Raw genomic sequence first — 20,411 nt, 5'->3', positions numbered from 1 at the left:
CGATGTTGTCACGCCGAACCCTGCTCGGCTCCGCGGCGCTGGCCGGCGCCTCCGCCGTATCCGGCCGCGTCCAGGCCGCCGCCATTCCCGAAGCACCGACCATGGATAAGGCCGTGATGCAGCCGCCGTTGAATCCGTCCGCCGGTCCGGACTATCAGCCGGTGGTCACGCTCAACGGCTGGTCGCTGCCGTTCCGCATGAACGGCGACTGGAAGGAATTCCATCTCGTCGCCGAGCCGGTGACGCGCGAATTCGCGCCCGGCATGACCACGCATCTGTGGGGCTATAACGGCCAGTCGCCGGGCCCGACCATCGAGGCGGTCGAAGGCGACAGGGTGCGGATCTTCGTCACCAACAAACTGCCGGAATATACCACGGTGCACTGGCACGGCGTCATCCTGCCCTGCGGCATGGACGGCGTCGGCGGCCTGACCCAGCCGCACATCAAGCCGGGCAAGACCTTCGTCTACGAGTTCGAGATGAAGCACGCCGGCACCTTCATGTATCACCCGCATGCCGACGAGATGGTGCAGATGGCGATGGGCATGATGGGCATGATCGTCGTGCATCCGCGCGGCTCCGCGCCGCCGCCGGTCGACCGCGACTTCGTGTTCGTGATGTCGACCTATCGCATCGAGCCCGGCAGCTATCTGCCCAAGGTCAATGAGATGACCGACTTCAACATGTGGACCTGGAACGCCCGCGTCTTTCCCGGCATCGATCCGCTGCCGGTGCGGCTCGGCGACAAAGTGCGCATCCGCATCGGCAATCTCACCATGACCAACCATCCGATCCATCTGCACGGCCACAAATTCAAGGTGATCGGCACCGACGGCGGCTGGCTGCCCGAAACAGCGCAATTCCCGGAGACCACCACCGACGTGCCGGTCGGCGCTGTGCGCGTGCTCGATTTCACGGCCGACAATCCCGGCGACTGGGCGTTCCACTGCCACAAGTCGCATCACACGATGAACGCCATGGGCCACGACATGCGCAACCTGATCGGCGTGTCGCGCAAGGAGTTGGCCGCTGCCGTCGGCAAGCTCGCGCCCGAGGGCATGGTGATGGGCCATACCGGCATGGCTATGGGCACCATGGAGATGCCGGCGCCCGACAACACGCTGCCGATGATGACCGGCACCGGTCAGTTCGGCCCGATCGAGATGGGCGGCATGTTCACCACGCTCAAGGTGCGCGAGGGCCTGGCGCGCGACGATTATCGCGATCCCGGCCCTTATCAGTTTCCGCAAGGCAGCATCGCCTATGAGGTCGCGAGCGCGCCGGAGCCGGTCCCGCGCGCCAGCAGCGCCGCAGCCGCAACGCCGAAATCCACCCGTCCATGACCAGCCGACCAGATGATCCCCAGGAGAGACAGATGAAGACCCCCGTCATGATCAGCGCCGCCATCGCCGCCGCGATGATCGCAGCCGCGCCGGCGCGCGGCCACGAGCAGCACGGCGCGCAGGGCTATTCGGCCGGCGAGCCGGGTGACCCCAAACTGCCGTCGCGCACCGTCGAGGTGCTCTTGACCGAGATGGAGTTCACCCCGGCGCGCATCGACGTGAAGCGCGGCGAGCAGATCCGCTTCATGCTGCGCAACAACGGCAAGGAGGACCATGAATTCCTGCTCGCCACCAAGACGGAGAATCTGAAACACGCCGCCGTCATGAAGAAGCATCCCCACATGGAGCACGCCGAACCGAACGGCGCCCGGCTCGCACCGGGCAAGACCACCGAGCTGCTGTGGCGCTTCACCAAGACCGGGACGTTCGAATATTCGTGCCTGATCCCCGACCATCGCGACTACGGCATGACCGGTCATGTCAGCGTCAAGTGACGGCGCGCCTCACGCGCCAGGCCGTAGGGCGGATCAGCGTTAGCGTGACCCGCCATCGCCACGGATCTCGGCCCCATCGGCGGATCACGCTGCGCTGATCCGCCTTACGCATTCAGACCCAAGACCAGCAGAAGAGACGACACGATGAAGACGTTCACTCAGCTCAGCACCGCCGCCGCCCTTGCTCTCGCGCTTCTGACCCCCGCCCTCGCCGCCGATGCCATCAGCGGCGACGTCAAGAAGGTCGACGAAGCCAACGCCAAGATCACCCTGCATCACGGCCCGGCCAAGAGCCTCGGCATGGACGAGGCCATGACCATGGTCTACCGCGTCAAGGACGCCGCGATGCTCAAGGGCCTCAAGGCCGGCGACAAGGTCAAGTTCGAGGCCATCGAGGAGCCGTCCGGCTACACGGTGACCGAGATCGAGAAGGGCAAGTAGGACAAGCGACGCTGGCCCGTCAAAGTCCTGGCCCCTGCGGCCGCTTGGCGAGGATGCTGCTCCCTTGACCGGGCATTCCTCGCCTCCGCGCGCGCCCCGCCGGCCGCGTTAACGCTTTGCTAACCATGAGGCGGGCAAGCTTTGCCGCGTCGCGCTGCGCGTGGCGGGCCGCCGGATCATCGCTCCGGCGAGCCCTGCCCGTCGCGGCTGCCGGCACGACGGCGCAATCGGCCCAACCTGCGGCCCCCGGCGGGGCGCTCCGCCGAGCGCGGCGCCAGGCCCGTTCGAACGCGCCACCGCACAGTTCGCCCGGAGAAAAGCCTTGAGCACCGTTGGTTCGCGCGCCTTCCAGAAGGCCCGGCAGGAGAAGAAGCAGAAGAAGCTGGTCGAGACGCAGCTGACGGCGGCGTACACGGCCTATCGCGCCGGACGGCAAGCGGAGACCCAGGCGATCTGCGCGGCGCTGCTGCAGGAGGTGCCGAGCTGCTTCGACGCCATGCATCTGCTCGGCGTCTCGCTCGTCACCAGCTCGCGTTTCGTCGAGGCCACCGGCTTCTTGACCCAGGCGGTCGCGCTGGAGCCCAATTCGGCCGATGCGCAGTCCAATCTCGGCTGGGCACTGGTCAATTGCGAGCGCTACGAGGAGGCGCGCGCCGCGCTGGAGCGATCGCTCGCGCTGCGGCCGAACGCGCCGGTCACGTGGCGGAATCTGGCGATCGCCCTGCTGCGGCTGAAACAGGGCGAGGCCGCCCTCGACGCCGCGACCCGCGCCCTCCAGCTCAAGCCTGACGATGTCGATTCCTGGTGCAACCGCAGTGTCGCCGAGCTGATGCTGCGACGCTGGGACGCCGCTGCGGCCAGCGCCGAGCGCGCCTTGAGTTTCAACCCGGCGCATTTCGAAGCGCTGGTCAACAAGGGCCTCGCGCATCTCGAACTGCATCATTTCGAGCTGGCGGAAGCGACCTTCAACACGGCCCGCGCGGTGCGGCCGAGCAATGCCGAGCTGCTGGCGCATCGCGGCCGGCTGTTCATGCTGAGCGGGCGCAATGCCGAAGCCGAAGCCGAGTTCGATGCCGCGGTCGCCCTCGATCCCGGGCTGCAGGTGGGCTGGCAGGGCAAGGCGCAAATCGCGATGCTCAACGGCAACATCGCCCAGGCGATGGCGGCCTGCAAGCGCGTGCTCGACCAGAACCCGACGGCCCAAGTGGCGCTGACCTTGCTCGGCGCCTGCCAGGGACGGCTCGGTGACATCGAAGGCGCGATTGCGCGCTTCGATCAGGCGCTCGCGGTGCAGCCGGACTATGACGAGGCCATCACCAAGAAGATCTTCTATCTCGACTTCCTCTCCGGCGCCGACTTCGCGGTCCAGCAGGCGGCGCGCTATTATTGGTGGGTGGCGGTCGGCTCGAAATTCCCGCGCCGCAAGCTTGCCGCACGCGCGCTCGATCCCGAGCGGCGCATCGTCGTCGGCTACGTCTCGGCCGACTTCCGCACGCACTCGGCCGCCTTCGCCTTCCTGCCGGTGCTGCGCGGGCACGACAAGACGCAGGTGCAGGTCAATTGCTACTCGTCCTCGCCGCGCCACGACGACTTGACGGCGACCTTCCAGTCCATCGCCGACGTCTGGGTCGAGGCGGCCAACCTCTCCGACGACGAGCTCGCCGATCGCATCCAGGCGGACGGCGTCGACATCCTGGTCGATCTCTCCGGCTACACCACGGGCACGCGGATGCCGGTGTTCGCGCGCAAGCCGGCGCCGATCCAGGTCACCGCCTGGGGCAGCGGCACCGGCACGGGGCTTGCGACCATGGACTATTTCTTCGCCGATCCCGTCACGGTGCCCGCAAACGTCCGGCCGCTCTTCGCCGAGCGCGTGCATGACCTGCCGTCGGTGATCACGATCGATCCCTTGCTCGACATTCCGCCATCGCCGCCGCCGATGCTGCAGAACGGCCACGTCACCTTCGGCGTCTACAATCGCATCGACAAGATCTCCGACGAGGCGATTGCCTTGTGGGCGCGGCTGCTCGGCGAAGTGCCGGACGCCAAGCTCGTCGTCAAGCATCTCGCGCTCAACGATCCCTTGGTGCGCGACGGCCTGCTCGGCCGCTTCGTGACGCAGGGCGTTAAGGAATCGCGCATCCTCTGCCTCGGCGCCAGCGCGCGCAGCGAGCATCTGCGATCGTTCGACCGCATCGACATCGCGCTCGATCCGTTCCCGCAGAATGGCGGCATCTCGACGTTCGAGGCGCTCTACATGGGCGTGCCGGTCGTTGCCAAGCTTGGCGCCGGCGCGGCCTCGCGGGCGGCGGGCGGCATCCTGACCGCGGCCGGCCTGTCCGATTGGGTCGCCGACGATGACGACGGCTACATCCGCATCGCCAAGACATTTGCCGCGCAGCCCGAGCTGCTGGCACAGCTGCGCACCGAGCTGCCCGGCAAGGTCGCACGCTCGCCTGCCGGCGACGTCGCCCACTACACGCGCTGCGTCGAGGCGGGCTATCGGCAGTTCTGGCGGGACTATTGCGCCAAAGCCGGCACCTGATCGGCCGTGCGGCTCTTGCCGCGCACGGCAGAGAGTTCGTTCGCAGACCGCATCGATGCGTCCCACCGGGTCTTCGGGAGCCTCTCGGGTATCGGAGGTACAACCGATAGCTGTAATGGTTCCCGCTGTGCCCTTTTGGCCGGGCCCGATGTAACAATGCCTCTCACTGGCGAAACCAGGGCGCATTCAAGTTGATGGCTTTTTAGTGGCGACGTGCCGCCACTGTCTCGGCCAAATAGCGACCAACCGGCGAGTAGTAGACGGCCTTCGCGGAACCCCGACATAATCGACCAGAACAACGACCGTGCCGCGATCATCGTGCGGCCGGCAATGGGGGATCTGGGGCATGCGGGTCGCGTGGTTGAGTTGCGTCGTTGCGGCGGGATTGAGTCTGGCGACTGCGCTGCTGCCCGCCGCCGCACAGACCGCGAAGCCGGCAAAATCGGCGACGGCGGCCGCCGCCGGCGAAGGCGGCAAGCTGCAGGAGTCCAACGAATGGACGGTCGGCATTGCCGGCGGCCTGCTCGAAGGCACCAACATCCGCTTTGCCGCCGAGATGGCCAAGGTGCTCGACGATCGGCCGAACCTGCGCGTGCTGCCGATGGTGACCTATGGTGCGCTCGGCAATATCGAGGACCTGCTGTATCTGCGCGGCGTCGACGTCACCATCACTTCGGCCGACGTACTCGACGAGTTCGTCCGCAACGGCACGCTCGCCAACATCAAGAACCGCATCCGCTACATCTGCTCGTTCTACATCAACGAGATGCATGTCTATGTCCGGCCCGAGATCAAGACGCTCGAGGACCTCGCCGGCAAGAAGGTCTCGTTCAACACGGTGGGCAGCGCGGCCAACCTCACCGGCGGCATCGTGTTCGACCGGCTCAAGATCAACGCCGAGAAGGTGTTCATCAACAATTCGGTGGCGCTGGAGAAGATGCGCAGCGGCGAGATCGCCGGCGTGGTGCATGTGACCGGCAAGCCGACCGACCTGTTCGCCAAGTTCAAGCCCGAGCCGGGCTTTCATTTCCTGCCGATTCCGTTCGCGCGCAGCCTGCAGGACTATTACGTGCCGACCAAGCTGACCTCGCAAGACTACCCCAACCTGCTTAAGCCCGGCGAGACCGTCGAGACGATCGGCGTGCCGCAGGTGCTGGCGGTGTACAACTGGTCGCCGGAGACCGAGCGCTATCGCCGCGTCTCGCGTTTCGTGGAGTATCTGTTCAAACGGTTCGACCAGTTCAAGCAGCCGCCCTTCCACCCGAAATGGAACGAGATCAACCTCGCCTCCTCGCTGCCCGGCTGGACCCGCTTCCGCGCCGCCGAGGAGCTGCTCGCGAGCAGCCGCCCGCCCGAGGCCGAGGCCGCCGCGGTCAAGCAGCAGTTCGACGAGTGGATGAGCGCGAGAACCGCGACCGGCGGCCGGCGCCTGAGCAATGATGAGGCCAAGGTGCTGTTCGAGCAGTTTCAGGACTGGATGAAGCAAAGCGGCGGACAGCCGGCGCGATAGCGCCGTTGCTCGGACTACGATGAAGTGGGCGCGCGCCGCAGCGACTCCGGCGTATCCGGCTGCGCCAGCGGATGCGTGGCCGCGAAGGCGGGCAGCGCCATCGCGGCCTCGACGACGCGCTGCACCGTCGGCGCCCCGCCGAGATCGAGGCCCTGGTTGCGTGCGAACAGCGCATGGCCGGCGAGGCAGATGTCGGCGGTGGTCGGCGCATCGCCATGGGCGAAGCGCCCCGTGGCGCCATCGCCCGCGAGCCGCGCCTCGACCGCGCCGAGCATCTCCGCGGCCCAGTACCTGAGCCAGGCCGCGCGCGCCGTATCGTCGAGGTGCAGCACCTCGGTGAGATAGCGCTGCACCCGCGGCGTCGTCAGCGGATGCGCATCGCACGCGATCATCGCCGCCAGCGCCCGCACCCGCGCCCGCCCCTTGGGATCGGCCGGCAGCAGCGCCGGACCGGGACAGGCCTCGTCGAGATAGTCGAGGATCGCCAGCGACTGCGTGAGCACCGTGCCGTCGTCCAGCACCAGCGACGGCAGCGCCATCTGCGGATTGACCGCCGCATAAGCGCCTTCCCGATGCTGCTGGCGGTCGACATCAACCGTGATGAGCTCGTAGGCGACGCCCTTCAGATTGAGCGCGATCCGCACCCGGAAGCTCGCAAGCGACCGCCAGAACGAATAGAGCTTCATCAAGCCGTCTCCCATCGCCACCGGACGGCGCGCCCGAGCTCAATTCCTTTGCCTCACTCCGCGCCCGGCGCAAAGTCCAGATCCGCAACGCTCGCGCTTTGTGGCACCTTGATCACGACGGCGGCGCGGTTCAGCGCCTGATGACAGGAATTGCAGGCCGCCGTGAGATCGGCATATGACTGCTCGAAGCGACCGATGTCCTTCTGCTTGATCGCCTGCGCCAGCGCCTCGAACGGCTGTTGGGTCACCGCCGTCGTCATGTCGGCGAAAGAATTGCCGTCCACCAGCGGCTGCGCACGGCTGACCCGGTTCAAGGCGCCCTTGAGATTCCCGAGCTCATAGGCGCTGAACGCCCAATTGCCGCTATGGGCGGCGATCCACAGCCGGATGTGGCGCGGCTGGATGGTCGCGATCATCAGGTCGCTGACACTCGGCAGATAGGTCGGTGACGGCGGCGGCGTCTCCGCGCGCAAGCCGACGCCGGTCGCGACGATCGCAAGTCCGGCGAGGGTTACTGCGGTCAATGTCAGCCGCAGGCGGTGGTGGGGTGGATACATCCTGGCTTCTCCTTCAAATTAGAAACGTTCTAAAAAGAAGCTGCCTGGGATGCCAATCGCGATTGCTGATCGCAACCATCAGAAAAACTTGATGCCGCCTGCCGCACGGCCAGCATGATCACGACACAGTTTGTCGGCCGGCACGATCGTCTCGCGGCGATGCGCGGGGGGAGCACGAGACACCGCGGTCGTAGGGCTCTGACGCCGAGCCGTCGTAGATGGACGCATGCGCAGCCGAAGCGAAAGCTGCTCTGCGAATTACGGTGACGGTAATGGACAACGAGCTGCTGCTTGATTGAAAGGAACTGAGCTCCATCGATGATGCATTTGTCTCGAAGGAGCGCCGGCCTCATTGACGCGTTGCGTCAATCGGCCCGCAGCAGCGGCTGCGTGCTGCAGCGAAATCCGCCGCCCATCGATCGGGAGATGGCGAAGTCGACATATTCGACCGCGACGCCATGTCGGGCGAGCGCCTCGCCAACCGCTGCAAAAGCAGGATCGGTGATATAGATGTCGGACGTCACCGGCAGGCCGTTCACGGCCAATTGGGCCACCTCATCGAGACCGACAGCGATGCGGGTCCAGTTCGCAAGCGCCGAGGGCACGCCGTCGAGGAAGGCGTCCTCGCAGACGACCATCACACCCGGCCGGACCAGGCTGAGCGCACAATCGAGATGGAGCACGTCGGGCCGCAACCTGACGCCTTCCACGGTATAGCCCATCGGGCGCAGCAGATTGGCCAACCATCGGATGCCAGCGTCGTTCGATGCCAGCCCCGATTGCCCGACAAAGACGTGACGCCCCAGGATCAGAATGTCGCCGCCCTCCAGGAACGGGCCGGCGCCGCCGTCATCGTCGTCGGCGATCGCCGGCTGCGGGACTGCGACATAGAGGCAGCCAGTCCGCATCGCCCAGTCAAAGATCAGGTCGCGGGCGGGCAGGACTTCGATGCGGCGATACACAAAGCGCAGCGAGCCTTCGATCAGGAAAGGTCCGATGGTAAAGAACGGATCGCGCGTGAAGAAGTTGGCGTAGCCCCTGGCGCCGGCAAAGGCCTTCTCCGCCGCGTTCAACTTCCGCGGTCGCAGCACCTCGACCTGATGCCGGCGCAGCACCGCCGCGAGCGCCTCGCGCTCGGCTTCCCAAGCGCGCTGCACATCGGGATGGCTCTCAGCCAAGCTGCGGCCAGGCGTTTGAGATCCTGCGGCGCTCGCCTGTTGCGGAAGGAATGCCAGATCTGCCGGCAGCGGCATGGCGTCGGGCGCGCGAAACTCGCATTCGGCGAGCACCACCGTGCGCAGGCGTGCGAACTCGCTGTCCACGAAGATACGTGTCGCATCCATGGCTTCGGCTCCGAGCGAGATCATCGATCCTCCGACGCAGAGGTCCGCGCGGATCAGCTGCTGGCGACAGCATCAAGAACAGTGACGCGCCTTGGCCGGACAACGGCAAATAGACACCGCGAACTCGGTTGTCTAGATCCCACGCCGCCCACTCAATCCAGGAGACCTCGGCCGGCCTGTTCGGAAGGATAGCGTCGCTTCGGTAGTCCATATGACCAGAACAACGGTCGCTTGTGTGCACTATCACCTCAATCAACACCCGTTGCCGCTCCAATCCCCGTCGCGCACGAACGGGATCGGACTGACCGCGCGCGTCGTCCGGACTCATGAGGATTACATGTGGAGCAGCTAGCCATTCCTTCTCGATGAAATACTCGCAATCAAGAACAACAACTCCAAACGATTGAGGCTGCCGACGGTATTTTCACACAACTGAGCGACATCTCCCTTAAATCGATTCTGTTTGACATGCGATTTTAACGTGCAAATAATTGGTCATTTCTGATGTTGCTTTTTCTTAAATCAGCTGCCTGCGATAGATGCGATACGGAGGCGGACAATGGGCAAGCCCGCAAAAGCGAAAAAGGCGAAGAATGCAGCGTCGAGGCAACGACGCAAAAAAATAGACAAGATCAATGTCTTTATTAGCTATTCTCATGATGATTTCCCCATCGCGCAAGCGCTCTGGCAAGAGATCGCGGCCATAGACCACGCCGCGTTCGAAGTATTTCTCGATGCCCAACAAATCGAATTGGGAGGAGACTGGAAAGCCGAAATCGCGTTCGCCGTTAAAAATGCCGACATCTTCATCGCGGTGTACACTGGCGATCAAAAACATGTTTTCGACTATTGCGGTTTCGAAGTCGGACTCTTTACCGCGTCTGAGCCGGACGGGATGAAGAGAAGGATGTTCTGCATTTATGACACCAAAGAGCCTCCAACAATTCTATCAGGACTCCAAGGCGTTCAGATCCGCTATGACGCGGGCGAGAAGCTGCTCAAGTCTGCTGAGGGCTGGACATCCGAGGCCTTTGCGCCACGAATGAAGGCTATGTTTTCACTTTGCTACAAGCTTTACGCGGAACGCCGCAAAGCGCATCTACAGGACCAGAGCGAGAAAAAGTCGCGCGAGATCATCCAGGCATTCTACGCGAACAAAGGCGATGAGGTCGTCGATGAGCGGCCGCTTCACCAACGCATTTCGATTACTCTTCCTGCCGTAACAGATTGGGATACTATGGCCGGCATTCCGCCGACCTCGCGGGTATTGGGTACCATAACGTCCTTCAGCCTGCTTGGCGTTCCAAACGCTGTTCCAGAGCGACTCAAGGATCAGGACATCTACGGCCTTGATTGGAAGGACCTCACCGAAATACTGACAAAGCGGGCCGGCAATGTGGTACCCTGGATAAGGTATGTCGAAGCTTCAATCATGGCGCAATTAAAGGCAGGCGTAACTCAGCCTCCACCGCTGAGCTTCATCGGTGAGGATTTGAAGCCCTATCGTCCGATCATTGGACGGTTCAAGGTTTTTCGAAACGGCACCAGGCGTTACTATGTCTCGCTCATTCCGACGCTTGAGCGACTATTTCCCGGGCGAGACGAAACGTCGTTTCCGCTTATCGGCCTGATCTTCGCAGCGCGCTTCTGGTTCAAGTTTGGGGAGGAGCGGCAGAAATTGCGCGACCAGTTCTCGGTAAATGCGACCGATAATGCGTTTGACCTCGAGGTTCGCTCGCTCGATTCCTATCTTCAGCGGATGGTGATCGAGGCGAGCGAATACGGCCTTGCTGACCAGACAAGTATGAAAAACTTCATGAAGGCTGAAGACGGCGCCATCATCGAACACTTCTTTGTGGTGTGGAAGCATTCATATGATTCCCTCTCCGCTGTACTGAAGGGCTGGATTGACCGGAAGGTGAACAAGCCCCAGGTTGCTGATGCAATCGAAAGATTCTCGAACGATCTTCTGCCGCAAAACGAGAAATTTATGACAATGATGTTTCGCGAACTCGAAATACAGCTTCCGATATTGAGAACGAGAGGACACTCTTCTGCAGTACCTGTCAGCGCTGAGCCGGCACGATGATAGGTATCGGCACTTATCCATTGCATGCAAGTCCTCTGCAGCAAAAGACCTCTCGCGTAATTCATCTCTCCTAGGATTGCTTTACGGAAGAGCAGATCATCGGGATTTCGAAGGAGCACGAGGCTGGTGCTCCGTCGCTCGCCCGCGCTGCAAGCAAGGCTTGAGCGACACTGGCATTTGCAAGTGGAAGCCACGTTTGGCGGGATGGACGTTTTGGAGGCCAAGCGGCTGAAGAGACGGGAGGACGAGAACAGACGGTTGAAGCGGGTGCCTGCGGACGCCATGCCGGCCAAGGCGACATATACTCTTTCAGCCCGCTTCACAGTGCGTGCTTTGCGAGTTACGCGGAGACCGCCGGCCTTTGGCTCGCCGGATCTTGCTGCCCCTTTGATCGTCCCAGTTCCAAGACACCTCTTTCTTTTTTCCAGAAATCATGTATATCTCTCCCATCCTGCTTCCGCCGGAGGGGCGTGTCGCGACCGTCACGAGACGTGGGAGGTGGGATGCGATGGGCGCAGGGAATCGCAGCGTGGCTTTGTGTCGCGCCGACGAACGGTTCGTTGCGCACGGCGAAGTCGTGCGGTCCTGACACCCCGATGCTGGTGTCCCGCGGCGAGCGTGCGCAAGCGCGCCGTCGCGCATGGTGGCCAACAAGCCCGGTGCACCAGGGAGACCACGTATAAGCCGTTCCAACCGTCGCGCGGGGAAGGCCGGGCGTGCCNTTCCAACCGTCGCGCGGGGAAGGCCGGGCGTGCCCGGCCAGACCTGTGGTGACTGCCGCCTGCTTTTTTTGCTGCAGGCGGGCCACGGGCGCGGCCAGCGCCCGGCCTTCCCCGCGCCCTCCTTTGTTATGAGGGCGTTTGTTATGAGGGCGAACCTGATGCGAAAGCTCGGGCGCGATGCGCCGCGAGAGATGATGGCGCATGGCCGCGGAGAGACATTCAATCGTGCGCGTCGGCTGTCAGGCGCGGCAGGGGCCTCACGGTTCGAGACGCGCCTGCGGCGCTCCTCACCATGAGGATTTAGCGCCAGCCCCGGCGCTGCACGCTGCGTGCTCATGGCGAGGGTCGAGCGGCGAAATCGGCGCCCCCCCTCCCCTTGAGAAGATCGCCGAAAGCGGGCGTCTCGCAGGGCGAGGCTCGGGCTGGGGCGGTGGATCGGAGCACCGCGGAACACCCCATCCCTTCTCCCCGCAACCCTTTGTTAACCCGCATTAACCGAATGCTAACCATACACCGGGCAAAAATTGCCGAGTGAAATGTGCGTGTCGCAGTCGGGTGCAGTTGACGGGGGAGACCTTCCGTGGACGCCAGCGCGGTACCTCAATTTCGAAACGGCGGCGCAGTGGCCGCCGCGCAGTCGTTTGGGGCCGGGAAACGCGGCTCACGGGAAGGGGCGAAAGCCATGGTCGACGTCACGGCGGGTCAGGGGGCCGGGTCACCGGCCGGGGGCTACACATTCGGCGATTTCAAGACGCTGATCCTGCGCGGCGACATCGCGCTAGCGCTCGGCATCCTCACCATCCTGGTGGTGCTGATCCTGCCGCTGCCGGCGATCGTGCTCGACCTGTTCCTGGCGATCTCGATCACGCTGTCGATCCTGATCCTGATGACGGCCCTCTTCATCCAGGCGCCGCTGGAATTCTCGTCCTTTCCGACCATCCTGCTGATCTCGACGATGCTGCGGCTGTCGCTGAACTTGGCCTCGACAAGGCTGATCCTCAGCCACGGCCATGAGGGCACCGACGCCGCCGGCCACGTCATCCAGGCGTTCGGCTCGTTCGTGATGGGCGGCAATTTCGTCATCGGCATCATCGTGTTCGCGATCCTGGTGACGGTGAACTTCGTCGTCATCACCAAGGGTTCGGGCCGTATCGCCGAAGTCGCGGCACGCTTTCACCTGGATTCGATGCCCGGCAAGCAGATGGCGATCGACGCCGACCTCTCCGCCGGCCTGATCGACGAGAAGGTCGCCAAGATGCGGCGCAAGGAGCTCGAGGACGAAAGCGGCTTCTTCGGCGCGATGGACGGTGCCTCGAAATTCGTCCGCGGCGACGCCGTCGCCGGCCTGCTCGTCGTGTTCATCAACATCATCGGCGGCATCATCATCGGCGTCGCCCAGCAGGGCATGTCGTTCGGCGACGCCGCCCGCTCCTACACGGTGCTGACGGTCGGCGACGGCCTCGTCACCCAGGTGCCGGCGCTGATCGTGTCGACGGCCGCGGGCCTCCTGGTGTCCAAGGCCGGCGTCAGCGGCGCGGCCGACAAGGCGCTGATGCAGCAGTTCTCCGGCTATCCGCAGGCCCTCGGCCTGTCCGCCGCCGTCATGCTGGTGCTGGCGCTGCTGCCGGGCATTCCGACCCTACCGTTCCTCGCACTGGGCGGCGGCGCCGCCGCGCTCGCCATCAAGGCGCGCAGGCAGAAGGACGTCGCCAAGGCGGTCGAGGCCGCGGAGGCGGCGGCGCCCGCCGCAGCCGCCACCGCCGCGGCGGCCGAGGAGCCGATCGCGAACGCGCTGAAGATCGACGACCTCAAGATCGAACTTGGCTATGCGCTGCTGCCGCTGGTCAACGGCCCCGACGGCACCGACCGGCTGACCGACCAGATCAAGGCGCTGCGGCGGTCGCTCGCGATCGAAATGGGCTTCGTGATGCCGTCGGTGCGCATCCTCGACAACGTCCAGCTCGAGGCCAACACCTACATCATCAAGATCAAGGAGGTCGACGCCGGCTCCGGCAAGATCTGGCCGAACCAGTTCATGGTCATGGACCCCGGCGGCAACCAGGTCGCGGTGCCCGGCATCCACACCACCGAGCCGACCTTCGGACTGCCCGCCACATGGGTCGACGCCGGCCTGAAGGAAGAAGCGACCTTGAAGGGCTACACGGTGGTGGACGCGGCGACCGTGCTCTCGACCCACCTGACCGAGCTGCTCAAGGCCAATATGAGCGACCTGCTGTCCTATGGCGAGGTGCAGAAGCTTCTGAAGGAGCTGCCGAAGGAACAGAGCGAGCTGGTCAAGGACATCGTGCCGACCCAGATCACGATCTCCGGCATCCAGCGCGTGCTGCAATTGCTGCTGTCGGAGCGGATCTCGATCCGCGACCTCTCGACCATCCTCGAAGGCATCGCCGATGCGCTGGCGTTCTCGCGCAATCCGGCCACCATCGTCGAGCATGTGCGCGCCCGCCTCGCCCGCCAGATCTGCGCCCAGAACACCTCGCCGATGGGCTACCTGCCGCTGATCGCGCTGTCGCCGAAATGGGAGCAGGCGTTTGCGGAATCGCTGATCGGCCAGGGCGAGGAGCGCAGCCTGGCGATGCAGCCGTCGAAGCTCTCCGAGTTCATGACCGCGACGCGCGATGCGTTCGAGCGGGCCGCGCGCGAGGGCGAGTCACCGGTGCTGGTCACCTCGGCCGCGATCCGGCCGTTCGTCCGCTCGCTGGTCGAACGCTTCCGGGCGCAGACCACCGTGCTGTCGCAGGCCGAAATTCATCCCCGCGCGCGGCTCAAGACGGTCGGAAGCGTGTGAGGACGGACGCGGCGGAACCCGCGACTCCGCCGCTCGTTGAGATGGGAGGCCGGCGCGCCATCGCCGGTTCCGCCCTTTTTCTGGGCAGGCCGGAGCTGTGCTTTATCGCCACAGGCAAACGATTTCTTTCTTTTCCGTTAGGTTGCCCGAACTTCAGAACAGACCAGAAACATCACAAGGCATTGGAAATAAATAAATATTCATCCTTCCGCGCATACCGATCGCAGGCCATCACGACTTTTCACACACTTGTGATGTCACCTACGAAACGGAATCGAGGTTTCCTACGTTCTTAGAGTCGAGACGATGAACCGGAACGAGCCCGGCTCACACGAATCGATAGAGGACGGAAGGCGGCAGGAGGCTTCCATGAACCACTCGATTTACAGCGCGGATCGGACAACCCACCTCAAGATCGTGGTGGTTGCACTGGTGGCTGGCATCGCGGTGGCCGGCCTCGGCATCTCGGCTCGCCTTAATGCGGAGCCGGGCTATACGCAGACCGCAAAAGTCATGAAAGCCGGCAAGCCGGTGGCGGTGACGAGCTCGGAGACATCGCTGGTTCGTTGATTGGAATTTCCGGAATTCACGCGGTTCTCACAGCCCCCAACTGGCCGCGTGGATATGTAGTAGACCCAACCCCAAGTCGACTACCGAAAACGCCCGCTCCCCACGGGCGTTTTCTTTTTGCCGCGGTTCAGCGTGACGGCGGCACCGTCTCGATCAGCTTGCCGGTAAAGACGATCGGCCCGGTGGCCTGCCCGGTCGGCGACCCCCCCTCCGGCTCCACCGACACGGCGTAGGTGGCGCGACTGACCGTGTCGGCATCATAGGCCGACAGAACGGGCCGGCTGGTGAAGTCGCTGCCGCCGATTACACCGAGGGAGCGCGGCTTCTGCAGCTTGTCCGAGACGATCCAGAGCTCGAAGCTCTTGCCCGGCTCAGGCGCCGCACCAACCCGGCGGACCGTGTAGGTCTTGCTGCCGGCATCGACGCTCAGGATGAAGGCCGGCGAGGCCGCATCCTTCTGCAACAGCGCAACGAACTGGGCCGAAGGCTGCGCTCCAGCCGGCACCTTGACCTCCGCGGTCTGAACCCGCGCCTTCGGCTGCAGCGGTGGCGGCAACAGCTCCGGCCGGTAGATCTGCACCCCGAGCAGCGCGAGCAGCATCGCGGCAACCGCCGTCATGACATTGGCGACGATGCGCAACTGCCGGACCTTGGACGAGAGCTGAATGACATTAGTGTTGTCGGCTGCAACGGCCTCGCTCCGTTCGGCCTTGAGCTCGGTCGTCTTGCCCGTGGCAGTGTCGTCCTCGGCCGCCGTGACGGCCGGACCATCCGCAGCCAAAACCGGGGGAGCATCCGGCACGATCGCGACCGGCGCCGCCACGACAGCTGCAGTCGTGGGGGAGACCTGGGCGACCGGCGCCGCGCGCGCGATCTCGGCCTTGATGCGCTCCCACAGTTCGGGGCGCGGCTCGACCAGTCCGACCATCTGGTTGAGCGCACTCAGCCGGAATTCCCAGGCCTGCACGACCGCGGCAAAATCGCTGTCGACCGCCATCATGGTCTCGACCTGGGCGCGCTCGGCGGCGTCGAGGGTGCCGAGCGCATATTCCGCCGCCAGCGCGATATGGTCTTCGCTATACGCCATCACAGGTCCAGGTCAGATCACCTACAAGGTCTCTTGCAGCGTCTCTCGCATCAAACGCTCAGTCCAAACCACGCCTCAACCGAGACCGAGGCATTGGCGAATGTCCATCATGCTCCGCCGCAGCCAGGTCTTGACCGTATTCACCGGCGCCTCGAACTTGGTCGCCAGTTGCTCACGGCTCCAGCCGTTATAATAGGCCAGCAGCACGAGCTTCTGACGGTCCGGCTCGAGCCGGCCGACACATTCCAATAGCCGCTTCAGCTCCTCCGACATTTCGCGCCGCGCCAGCGGATCCGGCGTCTCGGCAGCGACCTCGAACGCGGACGGCTCGTCCTCCAAAGACAGCTCGCCCCGCTTGCGCACCAGATCGATGGCCCGGTTGCGAGCGATGGCGGCCATCCAGGTGATCGGGGAAGACACCGCCGGGTTGAACTGGGCGGCATTATTCCAAACCTTGACGTAGGTCTCCTGGACGACCTCCTCGGCGAGGTCCTGTCGGTGCAAGATACGGAGCACGACGCCATAGAGTTTCGCGCGCGTTGCCGCGTAGAGGCGCTCGAACGCGGCCTCATCCCCCTTGGCGACTGCGGCAAGCAACCAGACCAGCTCTGCCGGCGTCAGCATTCAGCGTCCCCGAAAATCGGCCCCACTCCCTCGTTCGAGCCCCGCCCTCCCGTAGCACGACTCGCGCACCGTGCTCCACCCAAGGTGGGCGCGACGAAAAACCCGGACCTTGCGGGCCCGGGTTTTCGAAAGCAAAGGCCGTGGGGCGCTCCGGCTCAGGCGATGACGCCGAGCCGGGCGCGCATCAGGCCGATACTGTCCATGTCGGCCTGCTCGCGGGCGCTCTCCTCGGCCTTTTCGCGGGCCTGGTCACGCTCGTCGAGCAACTCGACCTTCTTCATTTCCTCGAATGCCTCGGACAACGCGGCCTTGGCGTCCTCGAGCTGGGCGCGCAGCTCGTCAGCGGAGCGCGTCAGGTTCTCGCGGCGCTGGATCGCGGCCTTGGCATAGGTCGGATAGGCAAAATGGGTCGGGTCGTTGATGCCGGCCCGCTCCTGCTCGGTCTGAATTTCCCGCTCGAGTTCGGCCGACATGCGCTGGAAATCAGCGATCATGCCCTCGATCTGCGTCACCCGGCGGCGTTTCTCATCCACCTGAAACTTTTTCAGACGGATCAGCGTTTCGCGCGACTTCATCGACTCATACTCCCCAGAAGTCCCGTATACGGCGCGGGACAGGGCCGGCCGCCCTTCCTGGGCCCGCCGACTAGGCTCGTTACATGCGGGGGATGATTACGCGACAAAGTTAGCTTTCCGTTTCCAAGCGTCCAAGGATCTGTTCCAGCTCCCGATACCCCTGGGCCAGGCCGCAGACCTCGTCCTTGCGCTGGCGCAGGAAGGCTTCCAGCGGCTCGTGCAGCCGGATGGCCTCGTCAACCTCGGGACTCGAGCCGGCGCGATAGGCGCCGAGCCGGATCAGCTCCTCCATGTCGGCGTAGGTCGCCATCACCTGGCGCGCCCGCATGATGGTCGGCAAGAATACGGGGTCGGCCGATTTCGGCATCGTGCGCGACACCGATTTCAGGATGTTGATCGCCGGATAGCGGCCGCGTTCGGCGATCGAACGCTGCATCACGACGTGACCGTCGAGAATACCGCGCACCGCGTCCGCGACCGGCTCATTGTGGTCGTCGCCATCGACCAGCACCGTGAAGATTCCGGTGATGGTTCCCTCGCCGCTGCCGGGCCCGGCACGCTCGAGCAGTTTCGGCAACTCGGTAAACACGGTGGGCGTATAGCCCTTCGCGGTCGGCGGCTCGCCGGCCGACAGGCCGATCTCACGCTGCGCCATCGCGAAGCGCGTCACCGAGTCCATCAGGCAGAGAACATCCTTACCCTCGTCGCGAAAATATTCGGAGATTGCGAGCGTCAGATACGCCGCCTGCCGGCGCATCAGCGCCGGCTCGTCGGAGGTGGCCACCACGACGACCGAGCGTGCAAGGCCCTCTTCGCCGAGATCATCCTGCAGGAACTCCTGCACCTCGCGGCCGCGCTCGCCGATCAGGCCGATCACCGAGACCGCGGCATCGACATTGCGCGCCAGCATCGACAGCAGCACCGACTTGCCGACGCCCGAACCGGCGAAGATGCCGAGTCGCTGGCCACGACAACACGTCAGAAAGGTGTTCAGGGCACGGACGCCGAGATCGAGCGGCGAACCGACGCGTTTGCGCGAATGCGCCGGCGGCGGATTGTTGCGGTAGGGAACCGGCGCCGCGCCTTGCGGCAGCGGCCCTTTGCCGTCGATCGGCTCGCCCATCGCATTGATGACGCGCCCAAGCCAGGCCGGTGATGGCCGCACCTGGTTTGCGGCATTGGCGATGACCGCACGGCAGCCGCGCCGCACGCCCTCGAGTCCCGCGAACGGCATCACCACCGCGTTCTTGCCGGAGAAGCCGATCACTTCGGCGGGGATGACATTATTGCCGGTCTCGATCACGATGCGGGCGCCGACCGACATCGCATGAATCGGACCGGCGATTTCCACCATCAACCCCTTCACGCCGACGACACGGCCATAGGTGTTCACCGCGTCGATGTCGCTGATCTGCTCGGCCAGTGCCTTCATCACGAAAGCGCCTTCATTGCGAAAACCTTAAGTAAGGGCAGATTCGGTTGTGCGGTTTAACTCTGTGTTTACTCGCATCATTAATCATTGCGTCATGGTCTGGAGTGACTGACGCAGCGCGCCTTTCCGCCCTCAAAAGCGGTGAGGAACGAGAGTCGGTTAGGTCCGTCTCTTAACATGGAGCTTGAACGAGGGCGGCTGAGAAAAACTGCTTCTTCGCAACACCTTACGGCGATTCGACAAAAATTGCACGGTTTGAGCTTGCGGATGTGAATCAGGATTTGTTAACCATCTCTCGTCAGGATCCGAATCAGTTGTTCAAAGGCGTTTTGAGTGCCGCGATGGCGGCCGACCTGACGCCCGGAGCGGCGACTATGGGGAACTGGCATGCGCGTTTTGCTGATTGAGGATGACAGCGCCGTCGCGCAGTCGATCGAGCTGATGTTGAAGTCTGAGAGCTTCAACGTCTACACGACTGACCTCGGCGAAGAAGGCGTCGACCTCGGTAAGTTGTACGATTACGACATTATCCTTCTCGACCTCAATCTGCCCGACATGTCCGGTTACGACGTGCTCAAGCAGCTGCGCGTCTCGAAGATCAAGACGCCGATCCTCATCCTGTCCGGCCTCGCCGGCATCGAGGACAAGGTCAAAGGTCTCGGCTTCGGCGCCGACGACTACATGACCAAGCCGTTCCACAAGGACGAGCTGATCGCCCGCATCCATGCGATCGTGCGCCGCTCCAAGGGCCACGCCCAATCGGTCATCCAGACCGGCGACCTCGTCGTCAACCTGGACACCAAGACGGTGGAAGTCGGTGGCCAGCGCGTGCATCTGACCGGCAAGGAATATCAGATGCTGGAGCTGCTCTCGCTCCGCAAGGGCACCACCCTCACCAAGGAGATGTTCCTCAACCATCTCTATGGCGGCATGGACGAGCCCGAGCTGAAGATCATCGACGTCTTCATTTGCAAGCTGCGCAAGAAGCTCGCCAACGCCTCCGAAGGCCGCAACTTCATCGAGACCGTCTGGGGCCGCGGCTACGTGCTGCGCGAGCCCCACGACATGGACGAACGCATCCCCGCCTGAGCTTTCACTGGGTCCTCCGGCGAGCCTCACGGCTTGCTCCTCCCAGACTGAGCCCCGCCGCAAATGGCGGGGTTTTTGTTTGTCGGGGGTGGCGGATCGAGGCGAAGGAAGTCGCGCACGAGTTTCTACATCGCGAACGCCGCACTTGCCTCTCCTGAGGAATTGCGCCCCACCGCCAGGCCCCCAGCGCGATCCCGGTCGCGAAGCACGACCGGCTGCTCCAATCTCCGTCATTGCGAGGAGCGAAGCGACGAAGCAATCCAGAGTCCCACCCCGTCCCTTGGATTGCATCACCGCGCTCGCAATGACGCTTGCCGCAGCGTTCAACTCGAGAAGCTCACACGACATCTGCGGATGCGCCTTGTACGGACCATGCGGACAAACCCTCGCGATCTCGCAGCGCCTCACCCCTCGGTCCGAGGCGAGGGTTCAGATTGCTCTGATCTTCCGGCCACATTGGATCGTGCGAGATCACCGCTCTACTGACCCCTTCCA

Annotated in this window: 16 protein-coding genes and 1 pseudogene; 10 read left to right on the top strand and 7 right to left on the bottom strand. The window is 63.9% G+C overall.

Features of this window, described 5'->3' with window-relative positions; genetic code table 11:
• Positions 1–2 precede the first annotated feature (2 nt).
• The 5 genes from HL671_RS18535 (at position 3) to HL671_RS18515 (ending at position 6,333) form a co-directional block, all read left to right on the top strand.
• Entirely contained in the window at positions 3–1,343 is a 1,341-nt protein-coding gene (locus tag HL671_RS18535) for a multicopper oxidase family protein (protein ID WP_172237366.1), read from the top strand.
• A gap of 32 nt (positions 1,344–1,375) precedes the next feature.
• Positions 1,376–1,837 carry a cupredoxin domain-containing protein gene (locus HL671_RS18530; RefSeq protein WP_172237363.1) on the top strand — a complete coding sequence of 154 codons (462 nt, stop codon included), beginning with the start codon at positions 1,376–1,378 and terminating at the stop codon, positions 1,835–1,837.
• Positions 1,838–1,981: 144 nt separating this feature from the next.
• Complete coding sequence (locus HL671_RS18525) at positions 1,982–2,278, top strand: copper-binding protein (protein ID WP_172237360.1); 297 nt, start codon at positions 1,982–1,984, stop codon at positions 2,276–2,278.
• 322 nt (positions 2,279–2,600) lie between these two features.
• Positions 2,601–4,823 carry a tetratricopeptide repeat protein gene (locus HL671_RS18520; protein WP_172237357.1) on the top strand — a complete coding sequence of 741 codons (2,223 nt, stop codon included), beginning with the start codon at positions 2,601–2,603 and terminating at the stop codon, positions 4,821–4,823.
• 346 nt (positions 4,824–5,169) lie between these two features.
• Complete coding sequence (locus tag HL671_RS18515; protein ID WP_012046373.1) at positions 5,170–6,333, top strand: TAXI family TRAP transporter solute-binding subunit; 1,164 nt, start codon at positions 5,170–5,172, stop codon at positions 6,331–6,333.
• Between the two features lie 14 nt (positions 6,334–6,347).
• Here HL671_RS18515 and maiA read toward each other — a convergent pair whose 3' ends face one another.
• From maiA to HL671_RS18500, 3 genes are all read right to left on the bottom strand, one after another.
• On the bottom strand, positions 6,348–7,019 hold the full coding sequence (gene maiA, locus HL671_RS18510) for a maleylacetoacetate isomerase (protein WP_172237354.1): 672 nt from the start codon (positions 7,017–7,019) through the stop codon (positions 6,348–6,350).
• A 53-nt stretch (positions 7,020–7,072) separates the two neighbouring features.
• Entirely contained in the window at positions 7,073–7,576 is a 504-nt protein-coding gene (locus tag HL671_RS18505) for a cytochrome family protein (RefSeq protein ID WP_172237351.1), read from the bottom strand.
• A 365-nt stretch (positions 7,577–7,941) separates the two neighbouring features.
• Positions 7,942–8,943 (bottom strand): dimethylarginine dimethylaminohydrolase family protein, encoded by a 1,002-nt coding sequence (locus HL671_RS18500; RefSeq protein ID WP_172237349.1) that lies wholly within the window; start codon positions 8,941–8,943, stop codon positions 7,942–7,944.
• A 535-nt stretch (positions 8,944–9,478) separates the two neighbouring features.
• Between HL671_RS18500 and HL671_RS18495 the strand changes: the two genes are divergently transcribed.
• The 4 genes and pseudogenes from HL671_RS18495 (at position 9,479) to HL671_RS18480 (ending at position 15,109) form a co-directional block, all read left to right on the top strand.
• On the top strand, positions 9,479–11,008 hold the full coding sequence (locus tag HL671_RS18495; RefSeq protein WP_172237346.1) for a toll/interleukin-1 receptor domain-containing protein: 1,530 nt from the start codon (positions 9,479–9,481) through the stop codon (positions 11,006–11,008).
• Positions 11,009–11,103: 95 nt separating this feature from the next.
• A pseudogene (locus tag HL671_RS18490) lies at positions 11,104–11,293 on the top strand (transposase); the annotation flags it as partial.
• Positions 11,294–12,412: 1,119 nt separating this feature from the next.
• A complete protein-coding gene (gene flhA / locus HL671_RS18485; protein WP_041750980.1) occupies positions 12,413–14,539 on the top strand; it encodes a flagellar biosynthesis protein FlhA in 2,127 nt (708 codons plus the stop codon).
• Between the two features lie 369 nt (positions 14,540–14,908).
• A complete protein-coding gene (locus HL671_RS18480) occupies positions 14,909–15,109 on the top strand; it encodes a hypothetical protein (protein ID WP_012046378.1) in 201 nt (66 codons plus the stop codon).
• 127 nt (positions 15,110–15,236) lie between these two features.
• Here HL671_RS18480 and HL671_RS18475 read toward each other — a convergent pair whose 3' ends face one another.
• The 4 genes from HL671_RS18475 to fliI form a co-directional block, all read right to left on the bottom strand.
• Positions 15,237–16,196, bottom strand: coding sequence for an anti-sigma factor (locus tag HL671_RS18475; RefSeq protein ID WP_172237343.1), 960 nt, complete (start codon positions 16,194–16,196; stop codon positions 15,237–15,239).
• A 75-nt stretch (positions 16,197–16,271) separates the two neighbouring features.
• Complete coding sequence (locus tag HL671_RS18470; RefSeq protein ID WP_012046380.1) at positions 16,272–16,820, bottom strand: sigma-70 family RNA polymerase sigma factor; 549 nt, start codon at positions 16,818–16,820, stop codon at positions 16,272–16,274.
• Between the two features lie 155 nt (positions 16,821–16,975).
• Positions 16,976–17,395, bottom strand: coding sequence for a flagellar export protein FliJ (fliJ, locus tag HL671_RS18465; RefSeq protein WP_008960735.1), 420 nt, complete (start codon positions 17,393–17,395; stop codon positions 16,976–16,978).
• A gap of 109 nt (positions 17,396–17,504) precedes the next feature.
• On the bottom strand, positions 17,505–18,827 hold the full coding sequence (fliI, locus tag HL671_RS18460; protein ID WP_012046381.1) for a flagellar protein export ATPase FliI: 1,323 nt from the start codon (positions 18,825–18,827) through the stop codon (positions 17,505–17,507).
• A gap of 387 nt (positions 18,828–19,214) precedes the next feature.
• On the opposite strand from fliI, the gene ctrA reads away from it, so the two are divergent.
• A complete protein-coding gene (gene ctrA / locus HL671_RS18455; protein WP_012046382.1) occupies positions 19,215–19,916 on the top strand; it encodes a response regulator transcription factor CtrA in 702 nt (233 codons plus the stop codon).
• Positions 19,917–20,411 lie beyond the last annotated feature (495 nt).

The organism is Bradyrhizobium denitrificans, from assembly GCF_013179005.1.
In the GTDB taxonomy this organism is placed as follows: domain Bacteria; phylum Pseudomonadota; class Alphaproteobacteria; order Rhizobiales; family Xanthobacteraceae; genus Bradyrhizobium; species Bradyrhizobium denitrificans.
The sequence above is the reverse complement of the archived record's forward strand: the minus strand, read 5'-3'. Positions and strand labels throughout refer to the sequence as shown.